This window comes from Shinella kummerowiae, from assembly GCF_009827055.1.
In the GTDB taxonomy this organism is placed as follows: Bacteria; Pseudomonadota; Alphaproteobacteria; order Rhizobiales; family Rhizobiaceae; genus Shinella; species Shinella kummerowiae.
Window position 1 is genome coordinate 444,209 of record NZ_WUMK01000005.1, and the last position, 19,818, is coordinate 464,026.

Genomic DNA, 19,818 nt, shown 5'->3' on the forward strand with positions numbered 1-19,818 from the left:
GCAATCCTCTTCAGGCACCTCTTTATGGAGGGCGCGTAACGGGCGGGCAATACGATGGTTTTGACGTGCCGTGTCGCTTTTGCGTGGCGTCGCCGCCGCTTGCCCGGTCCGAAAAACTCGCTTACGAAAATGAGGGACGAGCAGGGAGGGGTGCCATGCAGGATCAACAAGCGGATTCAAACGACGGCGGGCGGTCGGATGAGCCGCAGCGTGCCTATCGGATCCTGATCGCAGATCTCGTCGGTCTGCGCTTCGATGCGGAGGGCAAGCCCGATCCCAGCGAGGTTAAGGCCCATGTCGAGGCGCGGGGCGGCGTCTTCCATGACGGCGGCTATCAGCGCGAAACGCTGCCGCCGGGCATCCACTTCTTCTACGCTCCCGATCTCAGCGCCGAGGTCGAGATCATCGCACAGACGGCCGATGGCCGGTACGATGCGCTGATCGCCGCCGCGACCTTCATTCCCAAACAGGCGATCTTCCCGCTTGGCGGCGTGCGTATCGGTGCCGGTACCGGCAATATGGGCTCGGCCTCCTGGGGTGGTGGCGACGGCGAAGGCGGTGCTGCGCCGTTGATGAACACGCCCGGCATCAACAGTCGCGCGACGGCGCAGATGGTGATGAAAGCTATTTTGAAGGTCACGCCCGATCTCCCGGTCGATCTCCTGCATCAGCGCGTTGCTGCGGGTGATTTCGATACCGGCCGCGACCTCAAGTCTTACCCGACCGCCAAGCTCGAAGGTCGCCGCATGGCGGTGCTGGGGTACGGCAATATCGGCCGCGAAGTGGCGAAACTCGGCCGCGCCTTCGGCATGGACGTCGTGGTCTATGCCCGTGCCAAACACCGGCAATGGATCGAGGCCGAGGGTTTTGGCTATGCGCAGACGCCGGTGGAGGCAGCAACGGGTGCCGACGTGCTCTCCGCCCATGTCGGCCTCGGCCGGCTCGATGCGGAGAGCCACACCTACGCCAATGCGGGCATCGTCGGCGAGGCGGTGCTGTCGGCGATGAACCGGGGCGCTGTCGTGGTGAACTACGATCGCGGCGAGGTGGTGGATGTGAGCGCCCTCGACCGGGCGATCGCCTCGGGACAGGTGCGCCACGCCGCCATCGACGCCGACCTCTTCAAGAACACGACGAGCGGCGTCCTGAGCGGCCCCATGCAGCCCTATCTCAAACTCGCCGAGCGCCATCCCGGCAAGCTCGAATTGCTGCCGCATGCGGCGGCCGATACGGATCATCCGTCGCGGGTGGCGGGTGCCTGCCAGGCCGTCGACCAGATGATCGACGCCATCCGCCATCGTCGCGTCACCAATCTGAAGGGCGCTCTGCCTGAAGGCTATGTTGATGCAGGCGCAAAGGTGCCGCATGGCATCGGGCGTCTCACGACCGCCACGCTGGCGGCAGCGGCCGTTGATCCGCGTTTTGCGGAACTGCACGACATTTCCCGCGAGATCGCCGATACGCTCGAGGCCATCGTGGAAGCGGTGGATGAGGGCATGACGCATCAGCCGGCCGATGGCGACGTGGCCGCGCTCACCCATTTGCTGCTGCGTCAGCGCCGCCTGATCGACGCGCTTGGTCTGGATGGGCCGGCGGGCGGCTAGGGCGAGGAACTTTCGCGCGCACCACAAGTTCCTTCCCTGACGCGATATCAGGGAGTGCACGCCATGACCCATCAGCAAGACGAACGCGGCGACCCGCTGAGCCGCACCCATGATCCCGCCCGCAAGCACTATGCAGCGCAGGAAAGCCGTCAGGGCGGTCTGGGCCGGCCAGTGCTGAAGGTGCTCGGCATCAGCCTTGCGCTCGCGCTCCTCGTCTGGGGTGGTGTCGAGATCTGGGGTGAGCAGAGCGATCCCGCCGACCCGGTCGATGCGTCTCAGACCTCTTCCACATCAGGCGGCACGCCGACGCAGGATACGATCGACAATACGGTTCCAGGCGGCAACGAAGTCGTTCCGACGGATCGCGATCCGACCGCGCAGTCCGGTTCGGGCGGTGACAGCCAGAGCGTCACGCCGGACGGAACGGCCAACTAAACGACTGAAACGCGAGCGACGGTCGGCCTCTTAGAGAGGCCGGCCGTATTGCTGCATGACGGCCATCAGCTGATCGTGTTTGATCGCATCGATGCGGAAGCGGTCATGCGGCGTGCCGCCACTATCCTCCGCCGCCAGCATGGCATTGACCACCGCCTCTTCCACGCTCTCCACCGCCGCCAGATAGACCGGGTCGAGATGTTCGTCGTTGATAATGTCGAGGCTGAGCATGGCCGGGGCCTTGTGCGTCATAGGCTGCGGATTGGCCGTCGAGAAGGCGAGGAAGATATCGCCGGAATTGTTGCCGCCGGGCGTGCCGTTGCGGCCGATACCAATGGCGGCGCGGCGGGCGAGGCGCTTCAACTGATGCGGCGCCATCGGCAGATCCGTGGCGATGACAACGATGATCGAGCCGCGCTCCTTAAGCTGGCTTTGTGGTGTGTTGTCCTGAAGATGTTTTCCGACGGGCACGCCGCAGATCGTCAGCCAGTCGCGCTGGCCGTGGTTGGCCTGAACGAGCGTGCCGATCGTATAGTCCTTGCCGCCCAAGGAAACGACGCGCGATGTCGTGCCGGTGCCACCCTTGAAGCCATAGGTGATCATGCCCGTGCCGCCACCGCAATTGCCCTCCGAGACGGGGCCGCGCGATAGGTTTTCCAGCGCGGTACGCACATCCGCTTCCGTGACCGGCAGGCCATTGATGTCGTTCAGCACGCCGTCATAGGTCTCGGCGATGACAGGCATGAGCCAGAGAAAATCGCCGACCTCGTAGGTCGAGGCATAGCGCTCCAGCATCCAGCGGGTCGTCGTATGATGGGTGATACCGACGCCGTGGGTGTTGGTGATCATCACCGGGCCGAGAAAGGTGCCGCCGTCCTCGATCCAGTGCGTGCCGGTCATCTCGCCATTGCCGTTGAAACGGTGCACGCCCGCATAGACAGGGACCGGCGTCTCGCTGTCGGCATGTGGAAGGATGGCGGTGACGCCGGTGCGCACCGGCAGCTTGCGGCCCGGTCGCGGTGTCTCTTCCTGAATGGTGCGGAAACCGACGGCGAGGCCATCGACATCGGTGATGGCGTTGAGGGGGCCGGTGCGGCCGGTGAAGGGCAGGCCGAGGGCCCGGGCGCGGGGTTTCGTCGTCTGGGTCATGGTCATTTCTGCCGGGAGCGAAGGTAGAGGCCGAGCGAGGCGATGACGAAGGAGAAGGTCAGCATCATCACCGCGATGGCGTTGATCTCCGGCTTGATGCCGCGCCGGAGCATGGCGAAGATGAACATCGGCAGGGTCGTCACATCGACGCCGGCGATGAAGTAGGTGATGACCAGGTCGTCCATCGAGATGATGAAGGCGAGCAGCGCACCGCCGACGATGCCGGGCAGGAGCTGCGGAAACACCACCCTGCGAAAGGTTGTCCACTCATTGGCGCCGAGGTCGGCCGAGGCGTGTTCCAGCGTGCGATCCATGCCGGCGAGCCGGGCGGAGACGACGATGAAGACATAGGAGATCAGGAAGGTGCACTGGCCGATGATGATCGTCGTCAGCCCGAGATTGACGCCGGCATTGACGAAGAAGATCAGCAGCGCGATGCCGAGCACGATATCCGGCATCAGCATCGGCATGAACATGACGACGCGGTAGAAGCGCCGGCCGAAGAAATCGAAGCGATAGAGCGCGATGGCGATTGCCGTGCCGAGCACGGTGGCGATGGTCGTCGTGGAGGTGGCGATCATCAGGCTGTTCCAGACGGCCTGCACGAGCTGGTCGGTCGATTCGATATAAAGCGCGCTTTCCGAAATCGCCGTCTTGAAGCCGAGGACCTGGGCGTACCAATCGGTGGTGAAACCCGTCCAGGTCATCATGTTGATCGGGTTGGAATTGAACGAATAGACCGCGATCAGCACCAGCGGGATGTAGATGAAGGCGAAGAACAGCGCGGTGTAGCCGATGAGGCTGCCGCGGGCGAGGGAGGCCAAAATCTTCATGGACAGTCCTCCCTCAGCGCCCGGTCGCGGCATCGATGCCGCGGCGGCCGGACACGATGACATAGACGAAAAGCAGAACCAGCATGACGGCCATCACCATCATGGCGAGCGCCGAACCGAACGGCCAGTTACGCGCGGCGAGGAACTGCTGCTCGATGAGGTTGCCGAGCATCATCACCTTGGCGCCGCCAAGGATGGCTGGCACGACGAAATTGCCGAGCGCCGGGATGAAGACGATCACCGCGCCACCGGCAATGCCGGGTGCGGTCAGCGGCAGAATGATGCGCAGAAAGGTTCGGATTGGCCCGGCGCCGAGATCGAGCGAGGCGCGCACCAGCGTCCAGTCGAGCTTTTCGACGCTGGCATAGACCGGCATGAACATGAACGGGATGAAGATATAGACCATGCCGAGGATGATCGCCCCGTCGGTATAGATCAGTTCCAGCGGCCGGGCGATGACGCCGGTGTTCAGCAGCACCGAATTCACGAGACCGGTCTGGCGCAGGATCAGCACCCAGATGAACAGCCGCACGATGAGGCTGGTGAAGAAGGGCAGTGTGATGAGGAAGAGGCAAAAGTTCTTCCAGCGCTCGGAAAGCCGGCTTATGCAGAAGGCGGCCGGATAGCAGACGATGAGCGTGGCGATGACGGTCAGTGCAGCGATCTTCAGCGAACGTAAAAAAATCGCGATATAGACCGGGTCGAAATCCTCGAACATCGGATCGGCGAAGCCGAGGATGCGACCGTAATTGTGCGGATACCAGGTCCATTCCACGCCGCCATAAAGGCCGGGTGCCAGAAAGCTCGTCACGATCATGATGGCGAGCGGGCCGAGGAAGAAGACGGCGAGGAACAGCGAGACCGGCCCGAGCAGCAGGCCGAGCTGGGCGCGGCGGCGAAGCGCAATCGATGACATGTCAGGCCGCCTCCGCCGGAATGAGGTGCACGGCTGCCGGATCATAGGCGAGGCGCGCGCGGCGCGACTGCTCGATCTCGCCGACGAGATTGCGGCGGGTCGCCGGGATTTCCGCGATGACGCGGCGGCCTGCGGCGGTGCGGCCGAACAGTTCGAAGGTGGAGCCGACAAAGACGATCTGTTCGAGGTCGACATCGAGGCTCGGCGCGGCATCGTCCGGCTGGGCGATAAAGAACTGCTCCGGGCGGATGAGGGCTGTTGCGGTGCCCGTCGTTTGCACCTTGGCATGCGTGATGGAGAGACCGTCGGCCGTGAGCAACTGCCCGCCGATCGCTTCGCCCTCGAAGAGGTTGCTCGCTCCGACGAAGGTGGCGACGAAACTGTTCTTCGGCTGGTCGTAGATGGCGCGCGGCGTGTCGAGCTGCTGGATGCGGCCGCCGGAGAGCACGGCGACACGATCCGACATGGTCAGCGCCTCCTGCTGGTCGTGCGTGACGAAGATGAAGGAGATGCCGAGCTCGTGCTGGAGCGTCTTCAGCTCGATTTGCATGGCCTGGCGCAGGTTCTTGTCCAGCGCGGATAACGGCTCGTCGAGCAGCAGCAGTTTCGGGCGCGCGATGATCGCACGGGCGAGCGCCACGCGCTGTTGCTGGCCGCCGGACAGTTGCCGCGGCTTGCGGCCCTCCATGCCTTGGAGGCCGACCATGCGCAACGCGTCGGCGACGCGTTTGGTGCGCTCCGCCTTCGCGACACCGGCAACTTCCAAGGCATAGGCAGTGTTTTCGCCGACCGTCATATGCGGGAACAGAGCGTAGTTCTGGAAGACGGTATTGACCGGGCGGCGATAGGGCGGCCGGTCGGTGATGTCTTCGCCGTCGATCAGGATGCGACCGGCATCGAGCTCGACGAAGCCGCTGATCGCCTGGAGCAACGTGGTCTTGCCGCAGCCGGACGGCCCGAGCAGCGTCAGGAATTCGTTGCGCGAGACATCGAGGTCGATCGCGTCGAGCGCCGTGACGGTATGGCCTTCGGGCGTGGCAAAGGCTTTCGCCGCCTTCTCCAGGCGGACTATGGAATCTCGCATCGTCGTTCCCCATTATGTTATAAAAATAACGCTTGTGCGATTTGGATATCTGGATACCATTTACGCATCCAAGTCAACGGCCGACAGAAGCCGGGACGGGAACAGGCGGCGCAAAGGAAAGCGCCGGGGCCTCGACGGGCCAAACCACCAGAGGAGACTATCGATGACAAAATTTGATCGTGCCGGTGCATCCGGTCTTCGCGCTCTGGCGTGCAGTACCGCTCTCTCGCTTGCCGCCCTCGTGGCAGGTGCAAGCATGGCGGGTGCCGCCGAACTCAACGTTTACAACTGGGGCGAATACATCAATCCGGAGGTCCTGAAGAAGTTCGAGGAGGAGACCCAGATCAAGGTCAATCTCTCGACCTATTCCTCCAACGAGGAAATGCTGGCGAAAATCCAGGGCGGCGCCACGGGCTATGACGTCGTCTTTCCGTCGGTGCACATGCAGGACATCATGGCCAAGCTCGACCTGCTCGAGAAGACAGACATCAACACCTATGAAGGCTTCAAGAACATCGATCCCGCCTTCCTGCGCGCGAAAAGCGATCCGAAGGGCGAATATTGCCTGCCCTATGCGTGGGGTTCGGTCGGCATCTTCTACAATCGCACGATCCTCGGCAAGGATATCACCGGATGGAAGGACCTGATCGAAACGGTCAAGGCGAAGGGGCTGAAGTTCACGCTGCTCGACGACATGCGCGAGGTGCTGGCCGTCGGCCTCATGCTGAACGGCCACAAGATCAACTCGACCGATCCGGCCGAATTGCAGCAGGCGGCGGATACGATCATCGCCATGAAGCCCGACGTCGCGGCCTTCACCTATGACACGCGCCCGATGGTGCAGTCGGGTGACGTGGCGGCCGGCCATTTCTTCGTCGGCGCCATGGTCGATGTCTTCGGCAATGAGAAGGATCTCGGCTACGTGATCCCGGAAGAGGGCGCGACGATGTACCAGGAGGATGCCTGCGTGCTGAAGAGCGCGCCGAACAAGGAAAACGCCATAAAATTCCTCCAGTTCTACACGCGCCCCGAGATCGTCGCGCTCAACGTCTCGCAGCAGACAAACGGCACGGCCAACGTTCCGGCACGGGAATTGACCCCGGAAAAGATCAAGAATAGCAAGGAGATCAATCCGCCGGCGGAAACGATGGCGCGTCTCCAGATCTTCGAGGACCTGGGGCCCGCGCTGCGCCAGCTGGATCGTGTCTGGACGAAGGTGAAGACTGCGCAGTAGAGGCGCTGGCCCGCCTGTCTCCGGATGGGCGGGCTTCGAGGAGGGGCGACGTGTCGAAACACATTCTGAAACTCGTTCAGTCCGATGACCTCCGGCGGTCCAAGTCCGACAAGCTGATCGCCAACTACATCGAGCGCAATATCGCCGATCTGCCTTTCGAGACGGCGCGGTCCATCGCCCAGCGACTCGAACTCTCGCCGATGACCGTCGGTCGCTATCTGCGCCGCATGGGCTTCGACGGTCTCGACGAGCTGAAGGGTGAACTGCGGCGCGGCAGTTCCAATCCGGCCTGGCAGGTCAAGGGTCAGGTCGACCGGCTGGAGCAGGACCGCAAGGAAGGCAAGCTGCTTGCCGGCCTTATCCAGCAGCAGATCGACAATCTCGGCCAGATCTACGAAATCACCACCGCGCCGGAATGGCAGCAGACGATCGAGGCGCTCGTCGGCGCAAGCGAGGTCTATGTCGCCGCCTACCAGAATGTGCGCGGCATCGCCCAGTATTTCGCAAGCCAGCTTTCCTATACCCGTCCGCGTGTGCAGTTCGTCGATGGCGTCAATGGCACCTATGCCGAAGTGCTCGACGGTTCCGTTGAGGGGCGACTGCTTTTCCTGCACGACGTGCGCCGCTTCGCCGCCAAGGCGCGGCCGCTGGCGCTGGAGGCGCGGCGCGCGGGCGTCAAGGTCGTGCTGCTGACCGATGAGTTCTGCCCCTGGGGACCGGAGGTCTCGGATATCTGCCTCGTCGTGCCCGGCTCCCATGGCCCGCTCTGGGATGGTGCCGCCACCATGACGGCCGTTATGGACCTCATGCTCAGCAATATCATCGTCGTGATGGGCGAGGCGGTGAGCGAGCGCGTCGATACGCTGACCCGCCTGCAGGATGTCTTCGGGGATTTCGAGACTTGATGACCGTCGCGCCTTGACGCTGCCGAGTGCTCCGGACTAAGGAGGACATGACGGTTCCCTGACGGATGACTCCCAGGGGATTAATAGGGAACACGGTGCGGACGACCCAACAGGGACCCATTCCGTGGCTGCCCCCGCAACTGTAGGCGGATTGCCGCCTGTCCCCGGACGCGTTTACGCGTCATGCCACTGCGGCTTTACCCGCGGGAAGGCAGACAGGCAGCAGATATCCGTGAGCCAGGAGACCTGCCGTCATAGCAACAATCCAAGTCACGGGCGGGGATGCCCGGAACGGAGACGCCATGACGATTCTCACTGCCGCACCCGGCAGACATCCGCTCGTTTTCTCCCAACCGAATGCGGCCCGCTCCTGTTGTTGGTGCGCCGGCTAGGCTTCGCCTGCTGTCGTGTCGTCGCGCGCCCTGCGGGCGCTTCTATCATTCGGGAGACATCCATGACCCTCTTCACTGCGGCCCCGCGCGCCGCAACCCTGCTTTCGCTCGTCGCCGGCACGGCCGCGCTGGTCTTGTCCTCCACGACGGCCGAGGCCGCCGAAACCCAATATCCGCTGACTTTTGAAAATTGCGGCCGTCAGGTCACGTTCGAGAAAGCGCCGGAGCGTGCCGTTTCGCTCGGCCAGAGCTCCACCGAAATCCTCTATCTGCTCGGCGTTGGCGACCGCATGGTCGGCACGGCCGTGTGGATCGGCCCGGTTCTTGCCGGCTATGAGGAGGCCAACGCCAAGGTCGAGCGCCTTGCCGACAACGATCCGAGCTTCGAGAATGTTGTCGCCAAGAAGCCGGATCTCGTGACCGCGCAGTTCCAGTGGCACGTCGGCCCGGAAGGCATCGTCGCAACGCCGGAGCAATTCGAGGAACTGAAGATTCCCGTCTACACCTCGCCAGCCGATTGCATCGGCAAGGACAACTCCGGTGGCGGTGACGGTGTGCGCAAGACGGTCTTCACCATGGACCTGATATACAAGGAAATCAGCGAATTGGCGCAGATCTTCAATGTACAGGATCAGGGCGAGAAGGTCGTCGCCGAACTCAAGGCGCGCGAGGATGCGGCCCGCAAGAAGATCGCGTCGGCCGATGGCAAGCTCTCCGCCGTCTTCTGGTTCTCCAGCGCCGAACTCGACATCGACCCCTACGTCGCCGGCCGTAACGGCGCACCCGGATACATCATGTCCGCCCTCGGCATCAGAAACGTCATCGAGAGTGACGAGGAATGGCCGACGGTCGGCTGGGAAACGGTCGCCAAGGCTGATCCGACGATCATCGTCGCCGGCAAGATGGAACGCCGTCGCTTCCCGGCGGACGACGTCGCCGTCAAGCACACCTTCCTCAAGGAGGACCCGGTCGCCAGCCTGATGCCGGCCGTCAAGAACGGTTATGTCGTCGACATGGATGCGCAGGCAATGAACCCGACGATCCGCACCATCGAGGGCATCGAAGTGCTCGCGGATGCGGTCGAAAAGGCTGGTCTCGCCAAGTGACGGCGGACCGCCCCCTCTTGCTCCGAACGGGCGCCGCTCTCGCGGCGCTCGTGCTGTTGCTCGTCGCGCTCGGCGTGGGCGCGGCGGTCGGCGAGACCGCGATCCCGCTCGATGTCGTGGCAAAGACCGTGGCGAACCGCCTCTGGCAGGCGGGTTATGCGCTGGAACCGATCGACGAGGGCATCATCTGGAACTACCGACTGAGCCGCGCCGTGGTCGCCGCCTGCTGCGGCTCGGCGCTGGCGCTGTCCGGCGTCATCCTGCAATCGCTGCTGCGCAATGCGCTCGCCGACCCGTACATTCTCGGCATCTCGGCTGGCGCCTCCACGGGTGCCGTCGCCGTCGCGATCCTGGGCATCGGTGCTGGCATGCTGACGCTGCCGATCGGTGCCTTCATCGGTGCGCTCGTCGCTTTCGGTCTGGTGAGTGTGCTGGCCGTGCGCGCCGGCCGCGGCACCAGCGCGATCATTCTGGCCGGTGTCGCCGGCTCGCAACTCTTCAACGCGCTCACCTCCTTCATCGTCACCAAGGCGGCCAATGCCGAACAGGCGCGCGGCATCATGTTCTGGCTGCTCGGCAATCTTTCCGGTGTGCGCTGGCCGGATGTCTGGCTGGCGCTGCCGGTAGCGATCCTCGGTCTGCTCGTCTGCCTCTTGCATGCCCGTGCGCTCGATGCCTTCACCTTCGGCACGGAATCGGCCGCGTCCCTCGGTATTCCGGTGCGCCGCGTCTATGTCGTATTGATCGCCATCTCCGCGCTGATGACCGCCGTCATGGTCTCCATCGTCGGCTCGATCGGCTTCGTCGGCCTCGTCATTCCCCATGCTGCGCGCATGGTCGTCGGCGTGCGTCACGGTCTGCTGCTGCCGGCCTCGGCGCTGATCGGCGCCATCTTCATGATCGCGGCCGATGTGCTGTCGCGCGTGATCATCCCCGGCCAGGTGCTGCCCATCGGCGTCATCACGGCACTGTTCGGCGCACCCGCCTTTGCGCTCATCCTAAGCCAGAGGAGATCGGCGCTATGACATTGGCAGCGAACGGAATTTACTGGTCGGTTGGGGGCGCAGCCATCCTGTCTGATGTTTCGCTCGATGTGCGCCCCGGCGAGTTCCTCGGCATCATCGGCCCGAACGGGTCCGGCAAGACCAGCCTGATGGCGCTGCTTGCCGGTATCCGCAAGCCGCAACGCGGTGAGGTGATGCTGGATGACAAACCGTTGCTGGCACACGGCCGGCAGGCGATCGCCCGCCGTATCGCCTTCGTCGAGCAGCAGGCGGAAACCACGGAACGCATCACGGCAAGGCAGGCCGTCGAACTCGGCCGCACGCCGCATCTCGGTGCGCTGACGCCCTGGTCTAAGGCGGATGACGCCGTTGTCGACCGGGCGCTGGAAGAGGTCGACATGACGCATTTCGCCGGCCGGCTCTGGCACACGCTGTCCGGCGGCGAGCGGCAACGGCTGCATATCGGCCGCGCGCTTGCCCAGCAGTCGCCAATCCTGCTGCTCGACGAGCCGACCAACCATCTCGACATCGGCCACCAGATCGGCCTGCTCCAGCTGGTCCGCGAACAGGAATTGACCGTGGTCGCAGCGCTTCACGATCTCAACCACGCTGCCATGTTCTGCGACCGCATCGCCGTCATGCAGGGAGGCCACATCGTCGCCCTCGGCACGCCCGCCAAGGTGCTGGAGCCGCAGCGCCTGGCCGACGTCTTCGGCATCACCGTCGATGTCGAGCGCGACAGCGCCGGCGGCTGCTTCATCCGCTATCGCCGCCCCGATCCACGGCCGGCCAAACTCAAGCTCGTTGCAGAGGCAAGATGAAAACGCTTTCCATGATCGCCGTTGCCCTTGTGGTTTCTCTCCTCGCCGGTGCGTCCGCTGCGGCAGAGACGTTCAAGGTCGAGATGCGCAACCGTGGTGAAAGGGGCTCGATGGTGTTCGAGCCGGATTTCCTAGCGCTCAAGCCCGGTGACAGCATCAAGTTCATCGCCACCCACAAAAGCCACAACGCCGCGAGCATCGACGGCATGGTTCCGGAAGGTTATGCGGGTTTCAAGGGCAAGATCAACGAGGAGATCGAGGTCACTTTCGACCAGCCCGGCTACTACGGCATCAAGTGCTCGCCGCATTTCGGCATGGGCATGGTCATGCTGGTGAAGGTGGGCGAGGCAGCGTTGACGGACGCGATCCGTACAGTTGACGTGCCGGCCCGCGCCCGGCCGCGTTTCGACGACATCTTTGCCCGCATCGATGCGGGTGAGGGCAAATGATGCACGGTACGCTTCCCAACACCGATCTCAAGGAAGACATCCGGGATTACTGGTCGCGCCGCTCGGAAACCTTCGACCTTGCCTTCGGGCACCGCATTCCGCAGGGACCGGAATTCGACGCCTGGGCGGCGGCGATCCGCGAACGGCTCGGCCCGGAGCCACGTCGCGTGCTGGAGTTGGCCTGCGGCACGGGGGAGGTGACGCGCCTGTTGCTCTCGCTCGGCCACGAGGTGACGGCGCTCGATTTTTCCGAGGCGATGCTGGCGGTTGCGCGCAAGAAACACGCGGACGCAAAAGGGCTGCGTTTCCTGCTTGCCGATGCGGAAAACCCGATGGAACCGGATGAGAGCTATGACGCGATTGTCTGCCGTCATCTCGTCTGGACGCTGACGACACCAGCGCAAGCCTTTGCCGAATGGTACCGCATGCTGAAGCCCGGCGGCACGCTGCTGTTCTTCGATGGCGACTGGGCGGCACCCACCCCGCTCGGCCGGCTGGCCAGCCGGGCTATCGCGGTTCTCGATCGCCTCGTTGGCACGGATCCCCACTATGACGGCGCAATGAGCGACCGGCATGCCAACATCATGGCGCGGCTGCCCTTCGGCGACGGGCTGACGGTCGACCGGGTCTTGCCGCTGCTCGAAACGGCCGGCTTCCGCGATATGACGATCGGCTCGCATGCTTCGATCGCCAAGGCTCAGCGGCGCACGGCCGACCTGCGCAACAGGCTGCGAACGCTGCTCTATCGCCGCTTCATCCTCTGCTGCCGAAAGCCGGCCTAAGCCTCCGGCTCCACTGTCAGCTTGACGCGGTCGGCGGCAAAGCGGGTGCGGGAGAACTGGATCGGTGTTCCGGCAAGGTCCGTATTGACCGCCGTCGCGACGAGGATGATTGCGCCGGGCGAAAGCTTGAGGTGACGGATGTCATCGCCCTCCGCGTGGATCGCCGATATTTCTGTCGAGCGGCGCACATAGTCGGGGACACCGAGTTCGCGAAAGGCGGCGGTGACGGAGCGCGTCCGATCGTAGGTGCCTCCCATATCGGCAAATCGCTCGGCCGGAAAATAATGTGTCGCCCGCGAGATCGGGCGCTTATCCGCACTGTTGACGGTTTCCATGCGCACGCAAAGGGTGCCTGTCGGCAGTCCCAGGGCTTGCGCGACGGCTGTCGGCGCGACCTCCGTCATCGCCTCCAGCATCCTGCCTTCGATATCACGCGTCTGGTTGCCGAGGCCCTGCGAAAAGCGCGTGCGCCGCGAGATTGGAAAACGCAGCCGGTCACGCCGCTCGATGCGTGTGCCGATGCCTTGGATCGCTCGGACGATGCCTTCTTCCGAGAGAGCCGCCATGGCACTGCGCACCGTATGACGGTTCACGCCGAAGCGGGCTGCCAGCACCGTTTCCGGCGGCATCATGCCGGTCTCGTCGAAATCGCCATTGTTGATTGCAAGGCGCATGCGATCCGCGATCTGCCGCCACAGTGCCACGCCCGATTGCCGTTCCACCATTTTCGCCCCCGCGAGAATACGCTGTCACACCCTTGTCATTCGCCCCCGTTAAGACAAGACTTAGATGTTCGGTTGTCTAGATTAATAGACATTTGGAGAAATGACAATGGCATCAATTCAGAAAACTGCCGATGCGGCCGCGAAGGGCGCGGCTGCGGACAGGCAGACGGCGATGGGCGTGCTCGCCAAGGCGAGCCGGGTCGAGTTGCAGGCGGCGTTCGACGCGCTCGACAACAAGCCGGCCGTGCAGCCGGTGCGCGGACCGGAAACGGGCCTCGTCATGGTGCGCGGCCGTATCGGCGGCGGCGGCGCGCCGTTCAATCTCGGCGAGACGACGGTGAGCCGCGCCAGCATCCGCCTCGACGACGGCACGGTCGGTCATGGCCAGGCGCTCGGTACGGATGGTGCCAAGGCGCGCCTTGCGGCGATCTTCGATGCCCTGTTCCAGCAGCCGGCGCACAAGGCCGCCGCCGCGACATTGCTCGATGCCGTCACGGCCCGCGTTGCCAAAGAAGACGCTGAAAAGGCCCGCCAGACGGCGGCGACCCGCGTCGATTTCTTCACCATGGTTCGGGGAGAAGACTGATGTCACTCGATACGCTCGCCTTTGCTGGCGGTTTTCAGAAGCCGGTGTTCGAGGCGCAGGCCGTCTTCCGGACGCTGATGGATTGCATGGCCCGCCCCGGCACGATTGGCGATATCGCTGCGACCGTGACGCCGCCCAGGCCGCTGACACCGGCAGCCGGCGCCGTTGCGCTGACGCTCTGCGATCACGATACGTCGATCTGGCTCACGCCCGCCCTTGCCGCCTCCGCGCTGCCCGGCTGGCTCGCCTTCAATGCAGGCGCTGCCATTGCGGATGAGCGCCAGAACGCCCGCTTCGCCTTTATCGAAAAGGGCGCAATGCTGCCGAATTTCTGCCTCTTCGCACAGGGCACGCAAGAATATCCCGATCGCTCGACAACGCTCGTCGTCGAGATCGAATCCTTCGAAGGCGGCCGGCCGCTTGCCCTGACGGGACCGGGTATCCGCACCGAGGAGGGGATCGCGCCAGTTGGCCTGCCGGATATGTTCCCGCAGTTCTGGGCGGAGAACCGGCAGAAATTTCCGCGTGGCGTCGATCTGATCCTCGTGGCCGGCGACAGGGTTCTCTGCCTGCCGCGCACCACCATCATCAGCGTGAAGGAGGCGTAAGTTATGTACGTTGCCGTCAAGGGTGGCGAAGCCGCCATCTCCAACGCCCACCGCCTTCTCGCGGACCGCCGCCGGGGTGATCGTTCGCTGCCGGCCATCGGCATCGAGCAGATCGTCGCCCAGCTCGGCCTTGCCGTCGATCGCGTGATGGCGGAAGCCTCGCTCTATGATCGCGCGCTCGCGGCCCTCGCTATCCGGCAGTCGCGCGGCGACATGATCGAGGCGATCTTCATTCTGCGCGCCTACCGTACGACGCTGCCGCGTTTTGGTTATTCGCTACCGGTCGAGACGGGCGCGATGCTGATCGAACGCCGCGTCTCGGCGACCTACAAGGACCTGCCGGGCGGCCAGCTTCTCGGCCCGACCTTCGACTATACCCACCGCCTTCTCGACCCGTCGCTTCTGGGCGACGAGGCGATCGATGCGGGCCTGGAGCGGGAAGAGGGCGGAGAGCCGATCATGCGCGTCTCCGACATCCTCGCCGGCGAAGGCCTAGTCGAGGACGATGGCAGCCTGCCGGACGGCCATGTCGCTGGCGACATCACGCGCGAGCCGCTGGAATTCCCCATGGCCCGCGATCTGCGCCTGCAGGCGCTCGCCCGCGGGGACGAAGGTTTTCTGCTGGCGCTCGGCTATTCCACCCAACGCGGCTATGCCCGCACCCACCCCTTTGTCGGTGAAGTGCGTATCGGCGAGGTCGAGGTGGAACTCGACATGCCGGAGCTCGGCTTCGCCGTCTCGCTCGGCCGCATCCAGGTAACCGAATGCCAGATGATCGCCCAGTTCAAGGGCTCGGCGAAGAACCCACCGCAGTTCACCCGCGGCTATGGCTTGGTCTTCGGCCAGAGCGAGCGCAAGGCCATGGCCATGTCGTTGGTCGACCGTGCATTGCGCGCGGAAGAGTTCGGCGAGGATATCGTGGCGCCTGCGCAGGACGAGGAATTCGTCATCTCCCATTCCGATAACGTGCAGGCGACCGGCTTCGTCGAGCACCTGAAACTGCCGCACTACGTGGATTTCCAGGCGGAACTCGATCTCGTGCGCCGCATGCGACGCGAATACGAAGCCGCACAGAACGTGGGCACTGAACTTCCGGAGGCCGCAGAATGAACACGACCGATCTGGCGACCTACAACTTCGCCTATCTCGACGAGCAGACCAAGCGCATGATCCGCCGCGCGATCCTAAAAGCGATCGCCATTCCCGGTTATCAGGTGCCCTTCGCAAGTCGTGAAATGCCGATGCCCTATGGTTGGGGCACTGGCGGCGTGCAGGTGACGGCGGCGATCCTCGGACCGGACGACGTGCTGAAGGTCATCGACCAGGGCGCCGACGACACGACCAATGCCGTCTCCATCCGCGCCTTCTTCCAGAAGGTGGCGAATGTCGCGGTGACGACGAAGACCCGCGAGGCGACGATCATCCAGACGCGTCACCGCATTCCCGAAGAGAAGCTGACAGCCGGCCAGACGCTCGTCTATCAGGTGCCGATCCCGGAACCCCTGCGCTTCCTCGAGCCGCGCGAGACCGAGACGCGCAAGATGCATGCGCTGGAAGAATACGGCCTGATGCATGTCAAGCTCTACGAAGACATCGCCAAGAACGGCCATATCGCGACGACCTATGCCTATCCGGTGAAGGTCGAGGGCCGTTACGTCATGGACCCGTCGCCGACGCCGAAATTCGACAATCCGAAGATGCACCGCTCGGAAGCACTCCAGCTTTTCGGCGCCGGCCGTGAAAAGCGCATCTACGCCGTACCGCCCTATACCGACGTCGTCAGCCTCGATTTCGAGGATCATCCCTTCGAGATCCAGACCTTCGACAAACCCTGCGCGCTGTGCGGCGCGAAGAATGTCTATCTCGACGAAGTGGTGCTCGATGACAGGGGCGGGCGGATGTTCGTCTGCTCGGATACCGACCATTGCGAAGACCGCTGCGCGAACGGCCACCGTGGCCATCTCGCCTATAACAAGGAGGCTGCCGAATGACCGACACGCCGCTTCTCAAAGTCCGCGACATCTCCAAATTCTACGGCGCGCGCATCGGCTGCCAGAATGTCTCCTTCGATCTCTGGCCCGGCGAAGTGCTGGCGATCGTCGGCGAATCCGGCTCCGGCAAGACGACACTGCTCAACTGCCTCGCCACGCGCCTGATGCCAACATCGGGCGCCGTCGAATACCGCATGCGCGACGGGCAGATGCGCGATCTCTCCCGCATGAGCGAGGCGGAGCGCCGCTTCCTGATGCGCACCGACTGGGGTTTCGTGCACCAAAACCCGGCAGACGGCCTGCGCATGGCGGTCTCCGCCGGCGCCAATGTCGGCGAGCGGCTGATGGCCGTCGGCGAGCGGCACTACGGCAACATTCGCGAGACGGCCGGCTCCTGGCTCGGCCGCGTCGAGATCAGCGTCGATCGCATCGATGACCAGCCGCGCGACTTTTCCGGCGGTATGCGGCAGCGCCTGCAGATCGCCCGCAATCTCGTGACCTCGCCGCGCCTGATCTTCATGGACGAGCCGACCGGCGGCCTCGACGTCTCGGTACAGGCCCGCCTGCTCGACCTGCTGCGCGGCCTCGTCCAGGATCTCGGCTTGTCGGCGATCATCGTCACGCATGACCTTGCCGTGGCGCGTCTGCTCTCGCACCGCATGATGGTGATGAAGGATGGCCTCGTCATCGAACAGGGCCTGACCGATCGTGTGCTCGACGATCCGCGCGAAGCCTATACCCAGCTCCTCGTCTCCTCGATCCTGCAGGTCTGAAAGCATGGTCCCGAAAAGTGGAATCCGGTTTTCGCACGAGACCATGCGTCAAAAGGAAAAGTGACATGCCCACACCCCTCGTTGTTTCCGAAGTGGCGAAGAGCTTTACCATGCATCTTCGCGACGGCCTGCGCCTGCCGGTCATGTCGAATGTCACCTTCTCGGTGAAGGCAGGCGAATGCGTCGTGCTCGGCGGTCCGTCCGGCATCGGCAAGAGCTCGCTGCTCAAGATGGTCTATGGCAATTATGCGGTCGATAGCGGCCAGATCCTGATCGAACATGGCGGCCGGTTGCTCGACCTTGCGACCGCTGATCCGCGCACGATCTTGTCGGTGCGCCGGGCGACGCTCGGTTATGTCAGCCAGTTCCTGCGCACCGTGCCGCGCGTCGCAGCCGTCGATGTCGTCGCCGAACCGTTGCTCGGCCGTGGTGTCGATCCGGCGGAGGCGCGGGCGAGCGCGGAGGCCATGCTGGCCCGTCTCAACCTGCCGCGCGAACTGTGGCAACTGCCGCCTGCCACCTTCTCCGGCGGCGAACAGCAGCGCGTCAACATCGCCCGCGGCTTCATCACCGATCACCGCATCCTGCTACTCGATGAGCCGACCGCCTCGCTGGACGCAAAGAACCGCGCCGTCGTCGTCGGCATGATCGAGGAGAAGAAGGCGGCGGGCGTCGCCCTTCTCGGCATCTTCCACGACGAGGACGTGCGCGAGAAGGTCGCCGACCGTATTGTCGACGTCTCCGCCTTTTCGCCGCGAAAGGCTGCCGCATGACCAAATTGTCCGAAACGCCGCTGGTCCACCCGACGGCCATCGTCTCCGATACGGTGCTCGGCCGCTACACCGAGATCGCCGAGAACTGCCGCATCAGCGAAGCCGAGATCGGCGATTATTCCTACATCATGGACGGCGGCTCGGTCTGGTGCGCGACGATCGGCAAGTTCGCCAACATCGCCTCGTCGGTGCGTCTCAACGCCACCAACCACCCGATGTGGCGCGCGACGCTGCACCACTTCACCTATCGCGCCAACGACTACTGGCCCGACGCCGAGCCCGAGAGTGAATTCTTCTCCTGGCGGCGCGAGCATCGCGTCACCGTCGGCCACGATGTGTGGATCGGCCACGGTTCGACGATTTTGCCGGGTGTCACAATCGGCAACGGTGCTGTCATAGGCTCCGGCGCGGTGGTCACAAAAGACGTCGAACCGTACATGATCGTCGGCGGCGTGGCGGCGAAACCGATCCGCGAACGCTTTCCGCGAAACATCGCCGAACGCATGGAAAAACTCGCCTGGTGGGATTGGGATCACGCCCGGTTGCGCGCCGCTTTGGACGACTTTCGCAAACTTGACGCAGAAGCCTTCCTCAGCCGTCACGACGGCTGAGCGGGCATGTGCAATGCCGGAAAATCAGGCCTGTGGACTGTAATTTTTCCGACATGAAACTGACATTGCCCCTTCATCAACAGCGTTTACAGCCAGTCCCGAAAACGACATTGCCCGCACGGGCTCACGACTGGAAATTAGAGGGATCCGCCATGTTCCGACTGAAGAATGTCACCCGCCGTTTTGGCGAGCGTACTGCGGTCGACGATGTGACTTTCGACATCCCGCAGGGCCAGATGGTCGGCGTCATCGGCCGTTCGGGTGCCGGCAAGTCGACCATGCTGCGCATGATCAACCGCCTTGCCGATCCGAGCGAAGGTTCGATCCATTTCAACGATGTCGAAGTCTCGTCGCTGCGCGGTTCGGCACTGCGCAACTGGCAGCGCGACTGTGCGATGATCTTCCAGCAGTTCAACCTCGTGCCGCGCCTCGATGTCCTGACCAATGTGCTGCTCGGCCGCCTCAATCACCGTTCGACCACGCTCAGCATCCTCAACCTCTTTACCCGTGACGAGCGCATCATGGCGATTGCCGCGCTCGAACGCCTCGGCATCGAGCAGACGGCGCTTCAGCCAGCGGGTACGCTGTCCGGCGGCCAGCAACAGCGTGTAGCGATTGCCCGTGCCCTGATGCAGAACCCGAAGATGCTGCTCGCCGACGAGCCGATCGCCTCGCTCGACCCGCTCAACGCCAAGATCGTCATGGACGCGCTGCGCGACATCAACGAGCGCGAAGGCATCACGGTCATCACCAACCTGCACACGCTCGACACGGCCCGCGCCTATTGCGAACGCATCATCGGCATGGCGCATGGCCGCGTCGTGTTTGACGGCTCGGCGCGCGAACTCGATGCCGAGGCGGTGCGCACGATTTACGGCACGGGCGCCGATGGCGCGGAGATCGACGAGAGCCTCACCTCGACGGCGATCCGCAACCCAGCCCGTCAGGACAACATCAAGGAATCCGCCAGCCCGACACCGCTGGCATTGGCCGGGCTCTAGAGCATTTCCAGCAAAAGTGCGTAGCGGTTTTGCGTC

Annotated in this window: 20 protein-coding genes, 2 pseudogenes and 1 riboswitch; of the genes and pseudogenes, 17 read left to right on the forward strand and 5 right to left on the reverse strand. The window is 63.8% G+C overall.

Annotation, left to right across the window (positions count from 1 at the left end; genetic code table 11):
• Positions 1–191 precede the first annotated feature (191 nt).
• Positions 192–1,604 (forward strand): annotated as a pseudogene (locus tag GR138_RS15695) (NAD(P)-dependent oxidoreductase); the annotation flags it as partial.
• A 63-nt stretch (positions 1,605–1,667) separates the two neighbouring features.
• Positions 1,668–2,039 carry a hypothetical protein gene (locus GR138_RS15700; RefSeq protein WP_160860179.1) on the forward strand — a complete coding sequence of 124 codons (372 nt, stop codon included), beginning with the start codon at positions 1,668–1,670 and terminating at the stop codon, positions 2,037–2,039.
• A 30-nt stretch (positions 2,040–2,069) separates the two neighbouring features.
• Here GR138_RS15700 and GR138_RS15705 read toward each other — a convergent pair whose 3' ends face one another.
• The 4 genes from GR138_RS15705 to GR138_RS15720 are packed head-to-tail and all read right to left on the reverse strand — an operon-like array spanning position 2,070 to position 6,021.
• Complete coding sequence (locus GR138_RS15705; RefSeq protein WP_420853655.1) at positions 2,070–3,188, reverse strand: DmpA family aminopeptidase; 1,119 nt, start codon at positions 3,186–3,188, stop codon at positions 2,070–2,072.
• 2 nt (positions 3,189–3,190) lie between these two features.
• Positions 3,191–4,021 (reverse strand): ABC transporter permease, encoded by an 831-nt coding sequence (locus GR138_RS15710; protein ID WP_160860181.1) that lies wholly within the window; start codon positions 4,019–4,021, stop codon positions 3,191–3,193.
• 13 nt (positions 4,022–4,034) lie between these two features.
• Positions 4,035–4,937 carry an ABC transporter permease gene (locus GR138_RS15715; protein ID WP_160860182.1) on the reverse strand — a complete coding sequence of 301 codons (903 nt, stop codon included), beginning with the start codon at positions 4,935–4,937 and terminating at the stop codon, positions 4,035–4,037.
• Position 4,938: 1 nt separating this feature from the next.
• Positions 4,939–6,021 (reverse strand): ABC transporter ATP-binding protein, encoded by a 1,083-nt coding sequence (locus tag GR138_RS15720; RefSeq protein ID WP_160860183.1) that lies wholly within the window; start codon positions 6,019–6,021, stop codon positions 4,939–4,941.
• A gap of 163 nt (positions 6,022–6,184) precedes the next feature.
• On the opposite strand from GR138_RS15720, the gene GR138_RS15725 reads away from it, so the two are divergent.
• The 7 genes and pseudogenes from GR138_RS15725 (at position 6,185) to GR138_RS15755 (ending at position 12,714) form a co-directional block, all read left to right on the forward strand.
• Positions 6,185–7,255 (forward strand): polyamine ABC transporter substrate-binding protein, encoded by a 1,071-nt coding sequence (locus tag GR138_RS15725; protein WP_160860184.1) that lies wholly within the window; start codon positions 6,185–6,187, stop codon positions 7,253–7,255.
• A 50-nt stretch (positions 7,256–7,305) separates the two neighbouring features.
• Positions 7,306–8,160: a MurR/RpiR family transcriptional regulator gene (locus GR138_RS15730; RefSeq protein WP_160860185.1), complete on the forward strand. Its 855-nt coding sequence runs from the start codon at positions 7,306–7,308 to the stop codon at positions 8,158–8,160.
• Positions 8,161–8,194: 34 nt separating this feature from the next.
• Positions 8,195–8,428: riboswitch (cobalamin riboswitch) on the forward strand.
• A gap of 279 nt (positions 8,429–8,707) precedes the next feature.
• Positions 8,708–9,658 (forward strand): annotated as a pseudogene (locus GR138_RS15735) (ABC transporter substrate-binding protein); the annotation flags it as partial.
• Positions 9,655–10,683 (forward strand): iron chelate uptake ABC transporter family permease subunit, encoded by a 1,029-nt coding sequence (locus tag GR138_RS15740; RefSeq protein ID WP_160860187.1) that lies wholly within the window; start codon positions 9,655–9,657, stop codon positions 10,681–10,683. The pseudogene GR138_RS15735 and the gene GR138_RS15740, both read left to right, overlap by 4 nt.
• Positions 10,680–11,483: an ABC transporter ATP-binding protein gene (locus tag GR138_RS15745; RefSeq protein WP_160860188.1), complete on the forward strand. Its 804-nt coding sequence runs from the start codon at positions 10,680–10,682 to the stop codon at positions 11,481–11,483. Before GR138_RS15740 ends, GR138_RS15745 begins: the two co-directional genes overlap by 4 nt.
• Positions 11,480–11,932 (forward strand): pseudoazurin, encoded by a 453-nt coding sequence (locus tag GR138_RS15750; RefSeq protein ID WP_160860189.1) that lies wholly within the window; start codon positions 11,480–11,482, stop codon positions 11,930–11,932. The genes GR138_RS15745 and GR138_RS15750 overlap by 4 nt, the downstream gene beginning before the upstream one ends.
• Positions 11,932–12,714, forward strand: a complete 783-nt coding sequence (locus GR138_RS15755; RefSeq protein WP_160860278.1) for a class I SAM-dependent methyltransferase — start codon at positions 11,932–11,934, stop codon at positions 12,712–12,714. Before GR138_RS15750 ends, GR138_RS15755 begins: the two co-directional genes overlap by 1 nt.
• Here the strand turns inward: GR138_RS15755 and phnF are convergent.
• A complete protein-coding gene (gene phnF, locus GR138_RS15760) occupies positions 12,711–13,439 on the reverse strand; it encodes a phosphonate metabolism transcriptional regulator PhnF (RefSeq protein ID WP_160860190.1) in 729 nt (242 codons plus the stop codon). The genes GR138_RS15755 and phnF overlap by 4 nt on opposite strands.
• 106 nt (positions 13,440–13,545) lie before the next feature.
• Here phnF and phnG point away from each other — a divergent pair, with 106 nt between their 5' ends.
• The 8 genes from phnG to phnC all read left to right on the forward strand — a co-directional run bounded on the left by phnG (position 13,546) and on the right by phnC (position 19,782).
• Complete coding sequence (phnG, locus tag GR138_RS15765) at positions 13,546–14,025, forward strand: phosphonate C-P lyase system protein PhnG (protein ID WP_160860191.1); 480 nt, start codon at positions 13,546–13,548, stop codon at positions 14,023–14,025.
• Positions 14,025–14,633, forward strand: coding sequence for a phosphonate C-P lyase system protein PhnH (phnH, locus tag GR138_RS15770; RefSeq protein ID WP_160860192.1), 609 nt, complete (start codon positions 14,025–14,027; stop codon positions 14,631–14,633). The genes phnG and phnH overlap by 1 nt, the downstream gene beginning before the upstream one ends.
• Before the next feature lie 3 nt (positions 14,634–14,636).
• A complete protein-coding gene (locus tag GR138_RS15775; RefSeq protein ID WP_160860193.1) occupies positions 14,637–15,743 on the forward strand; it encodes a carbon-phosphorus lyase complex subunit in 1,107 nt (368 codons plus the stop codon).
• Positions 15,740–16,624, forward strand: a complete 885-nt coding sequence (locus GR138_RS15780) for an alpha-D-ribose 1-methylphosphonate 5-phosphate C-P-lyase PhnJ (RefSeq protein WP_160860194.1) — start codon at positions 15,740–15,742, stop codon at positions 16,622–16,624. The genes GR138_RS15775 and GR138_RS15780 overlap by 4 nt, the downstream gene beginning before the upstream one ends.
• Positions 16,621–17,397 carry a phosphonate C-P lyase system protein PhnK gene (phnK, locus tag GR138_RS15785; protein ID WP_160860195.1) on the forward strand — a complete coding sequence of 259 codons (777 nt, stop codon included), beginning with the start codon at positions 16,621–16,623 and terminating at the stop codon, positions 17,395–17,397. Before GR138_RS15780 ends, phnK begins: the two co-directional genes overlap by 4 nt.
• Before the next feature lie 65 nt (positions 17,398–17,462).
• Entirely contained in the window at positions 17,463–18,170 is a 708-nt protein-coding gene (gene phnL / locus GR138_RS15790; protein WP_160860196.1) for a phosphonate C-P lyase system protein PhnL, read from the forward strand.
• A complete protein-coding gene (locus tag GR138_RS15795; protein WP_160860197.1) occupies positions 18,167–18,781 on the forward strand; it encodes a DapH/DapD/GlmU-related protein in 615 nt (204 codons plus the stop codon). The genes phnL and GR138_RS15795 overlap by 4 nt, the downstream gene beginning before the upstream one ends.
• A gap of 152 nt (positions 18,782–18,933) precedes the next feature.
• Positions 18,934–19,782, forward strand: coding sequence for a phosphonate ABC transporter ATP-binding protein (gene phnC / locus GR138_RS15800; protein WP_160860198.1), 849 nt, complete (start codon positions 18,934–18,936; stop codon positions 19,780–19,782).
• Positions 19,783–19,818: the final 36 nt, after the last annotated feature.

Excerpts from the sequence above, each read along its gene's own strand:
- phnK (WP_160860195.1), top strand. The coding sequence starts at position 16,621 with ATGACCGACACGCCGCTTCTCAAAGTCCGCGACATCTCCAAATTCTAC.
- GR138_RS15705 (WP_420853655.1), bottom strand. The coding sequence starts at position 3,188 with ATGACCCAGACGACGAAACCCCGCGCCCGGGCCCTCGGCCTGCCCTTC.
- phnL (WP_160860196.1), top strand. The coding sequence starts at position 17,463 with ATGCCCACACCCCTCGTTGTTTCCGAAGTGGCGAAGAGCTTTACCATG.
- phnG (WP_160860191.1), top strand. The coding sequence starts at position 13,546 with ATGGCATCAATTCAGAAAACTGCCGATGCGGCCGCGAAGGGCGCGGCT.
- phnF (WP_160860190.1), bottom strand. The coding sequence starts at position 13,439 with ATGGTGGAACGGCAATCGGGCGTGGCACTGTGGCGGCAGATCGCGGAT.
- GR138_RS15745 (WP_160860188.1), top strand. The coding sequence starts at position 10,680 with ATGACATTGGCAGCGAACGGAATTTACTGGTCGGTTGGGGGCGCAGCC.
- GR138_RS15715 (WP_160860182.1), bottom strand. The coding sequence starts at position 4,937 with ATGTCATCGATTGCGCTTCGCCGCCGCGCCCAGCTCGGCCTGCTGCTC.
- GR138_RS15775 (WP_160860193.1), top strand. The coding sequence starts at position 14,637 with ATGTACGTTGCCGTCAAGGGTGGCGAAGCCGCCATCTCCAACGCCCAC.
- phnH (WP_160860192.1), top strand. The coding sequence starts at position 14,025 with ATGTCACTCGATACGCTCGCCTTTGCTGGCGGTTTTCAGAAGCCGGTG.
- GR138_RS15725 (WP_160860184.1), top strand. The coding sequence starts at position 6,185 with ATGACAAAATTTGATCGTGCCGGTGCATCCGGTCTTCGCGCTCTGGCG.
- GR138_RS15710 (WP_160860181.1), bottom strand. The coding sequence starts at position 4,021 with ATGAAGATTTTGGCCTCCCTCGCCCGCGGCAGCCTCATCGGCTACACC.
- GR138_RS15780 (WP_160860194.1), top strand. The coding sequence starts at position 15,740 with ATGAACACGACCGATCTGGCGACCTACAACTTCGCCTATCTCGACGAG.
- GR138_RS15700 (WP_160860179.1), top strand. The coding sequence starts at position 1,668 with ATGACCCATCAGCAAGACGAACGCGGCGACCCGCTGAGCCGCACCCAT.
- GR138_RS15755 (WP_160860278.1), top strand. The coding sequence starts at position 11,932 with ATGCACGGTACGCTTCCCAACACCGATCTCAAGGAAGACATCCGGGAT.
- GR138_RS15720 (WP_160860183.1), bottom strand. The coding sequence starts at position 6,021 with ATGCGAGATTCCATAGTCCGCCTGGAGAAGGCGGCGAAAGCCTTTGCC.
- phnC (WP_160860198.1), top strand. The coding sequence starts at position 18,934 with ATGTTCCGACTGAAGAATGTCACCCGCCGTTTTGGCGAGCGTACTGCG.
- GR138_RS15795 (WP_160860197.1), top strand. The coding sequence starts at position 18,167 with ATGACCAAATTGTCCGAAACGCCGCTGGTCCACCCGACGGCCATCGTC.
- GR138_RS15750 (WP_160860189.1), top strand. The coding sequence starts at position 11,480 with ATGAAAACGCTTTCCATGATCGCCGTTGCCCTTGTGGTTTCTCTCCTC.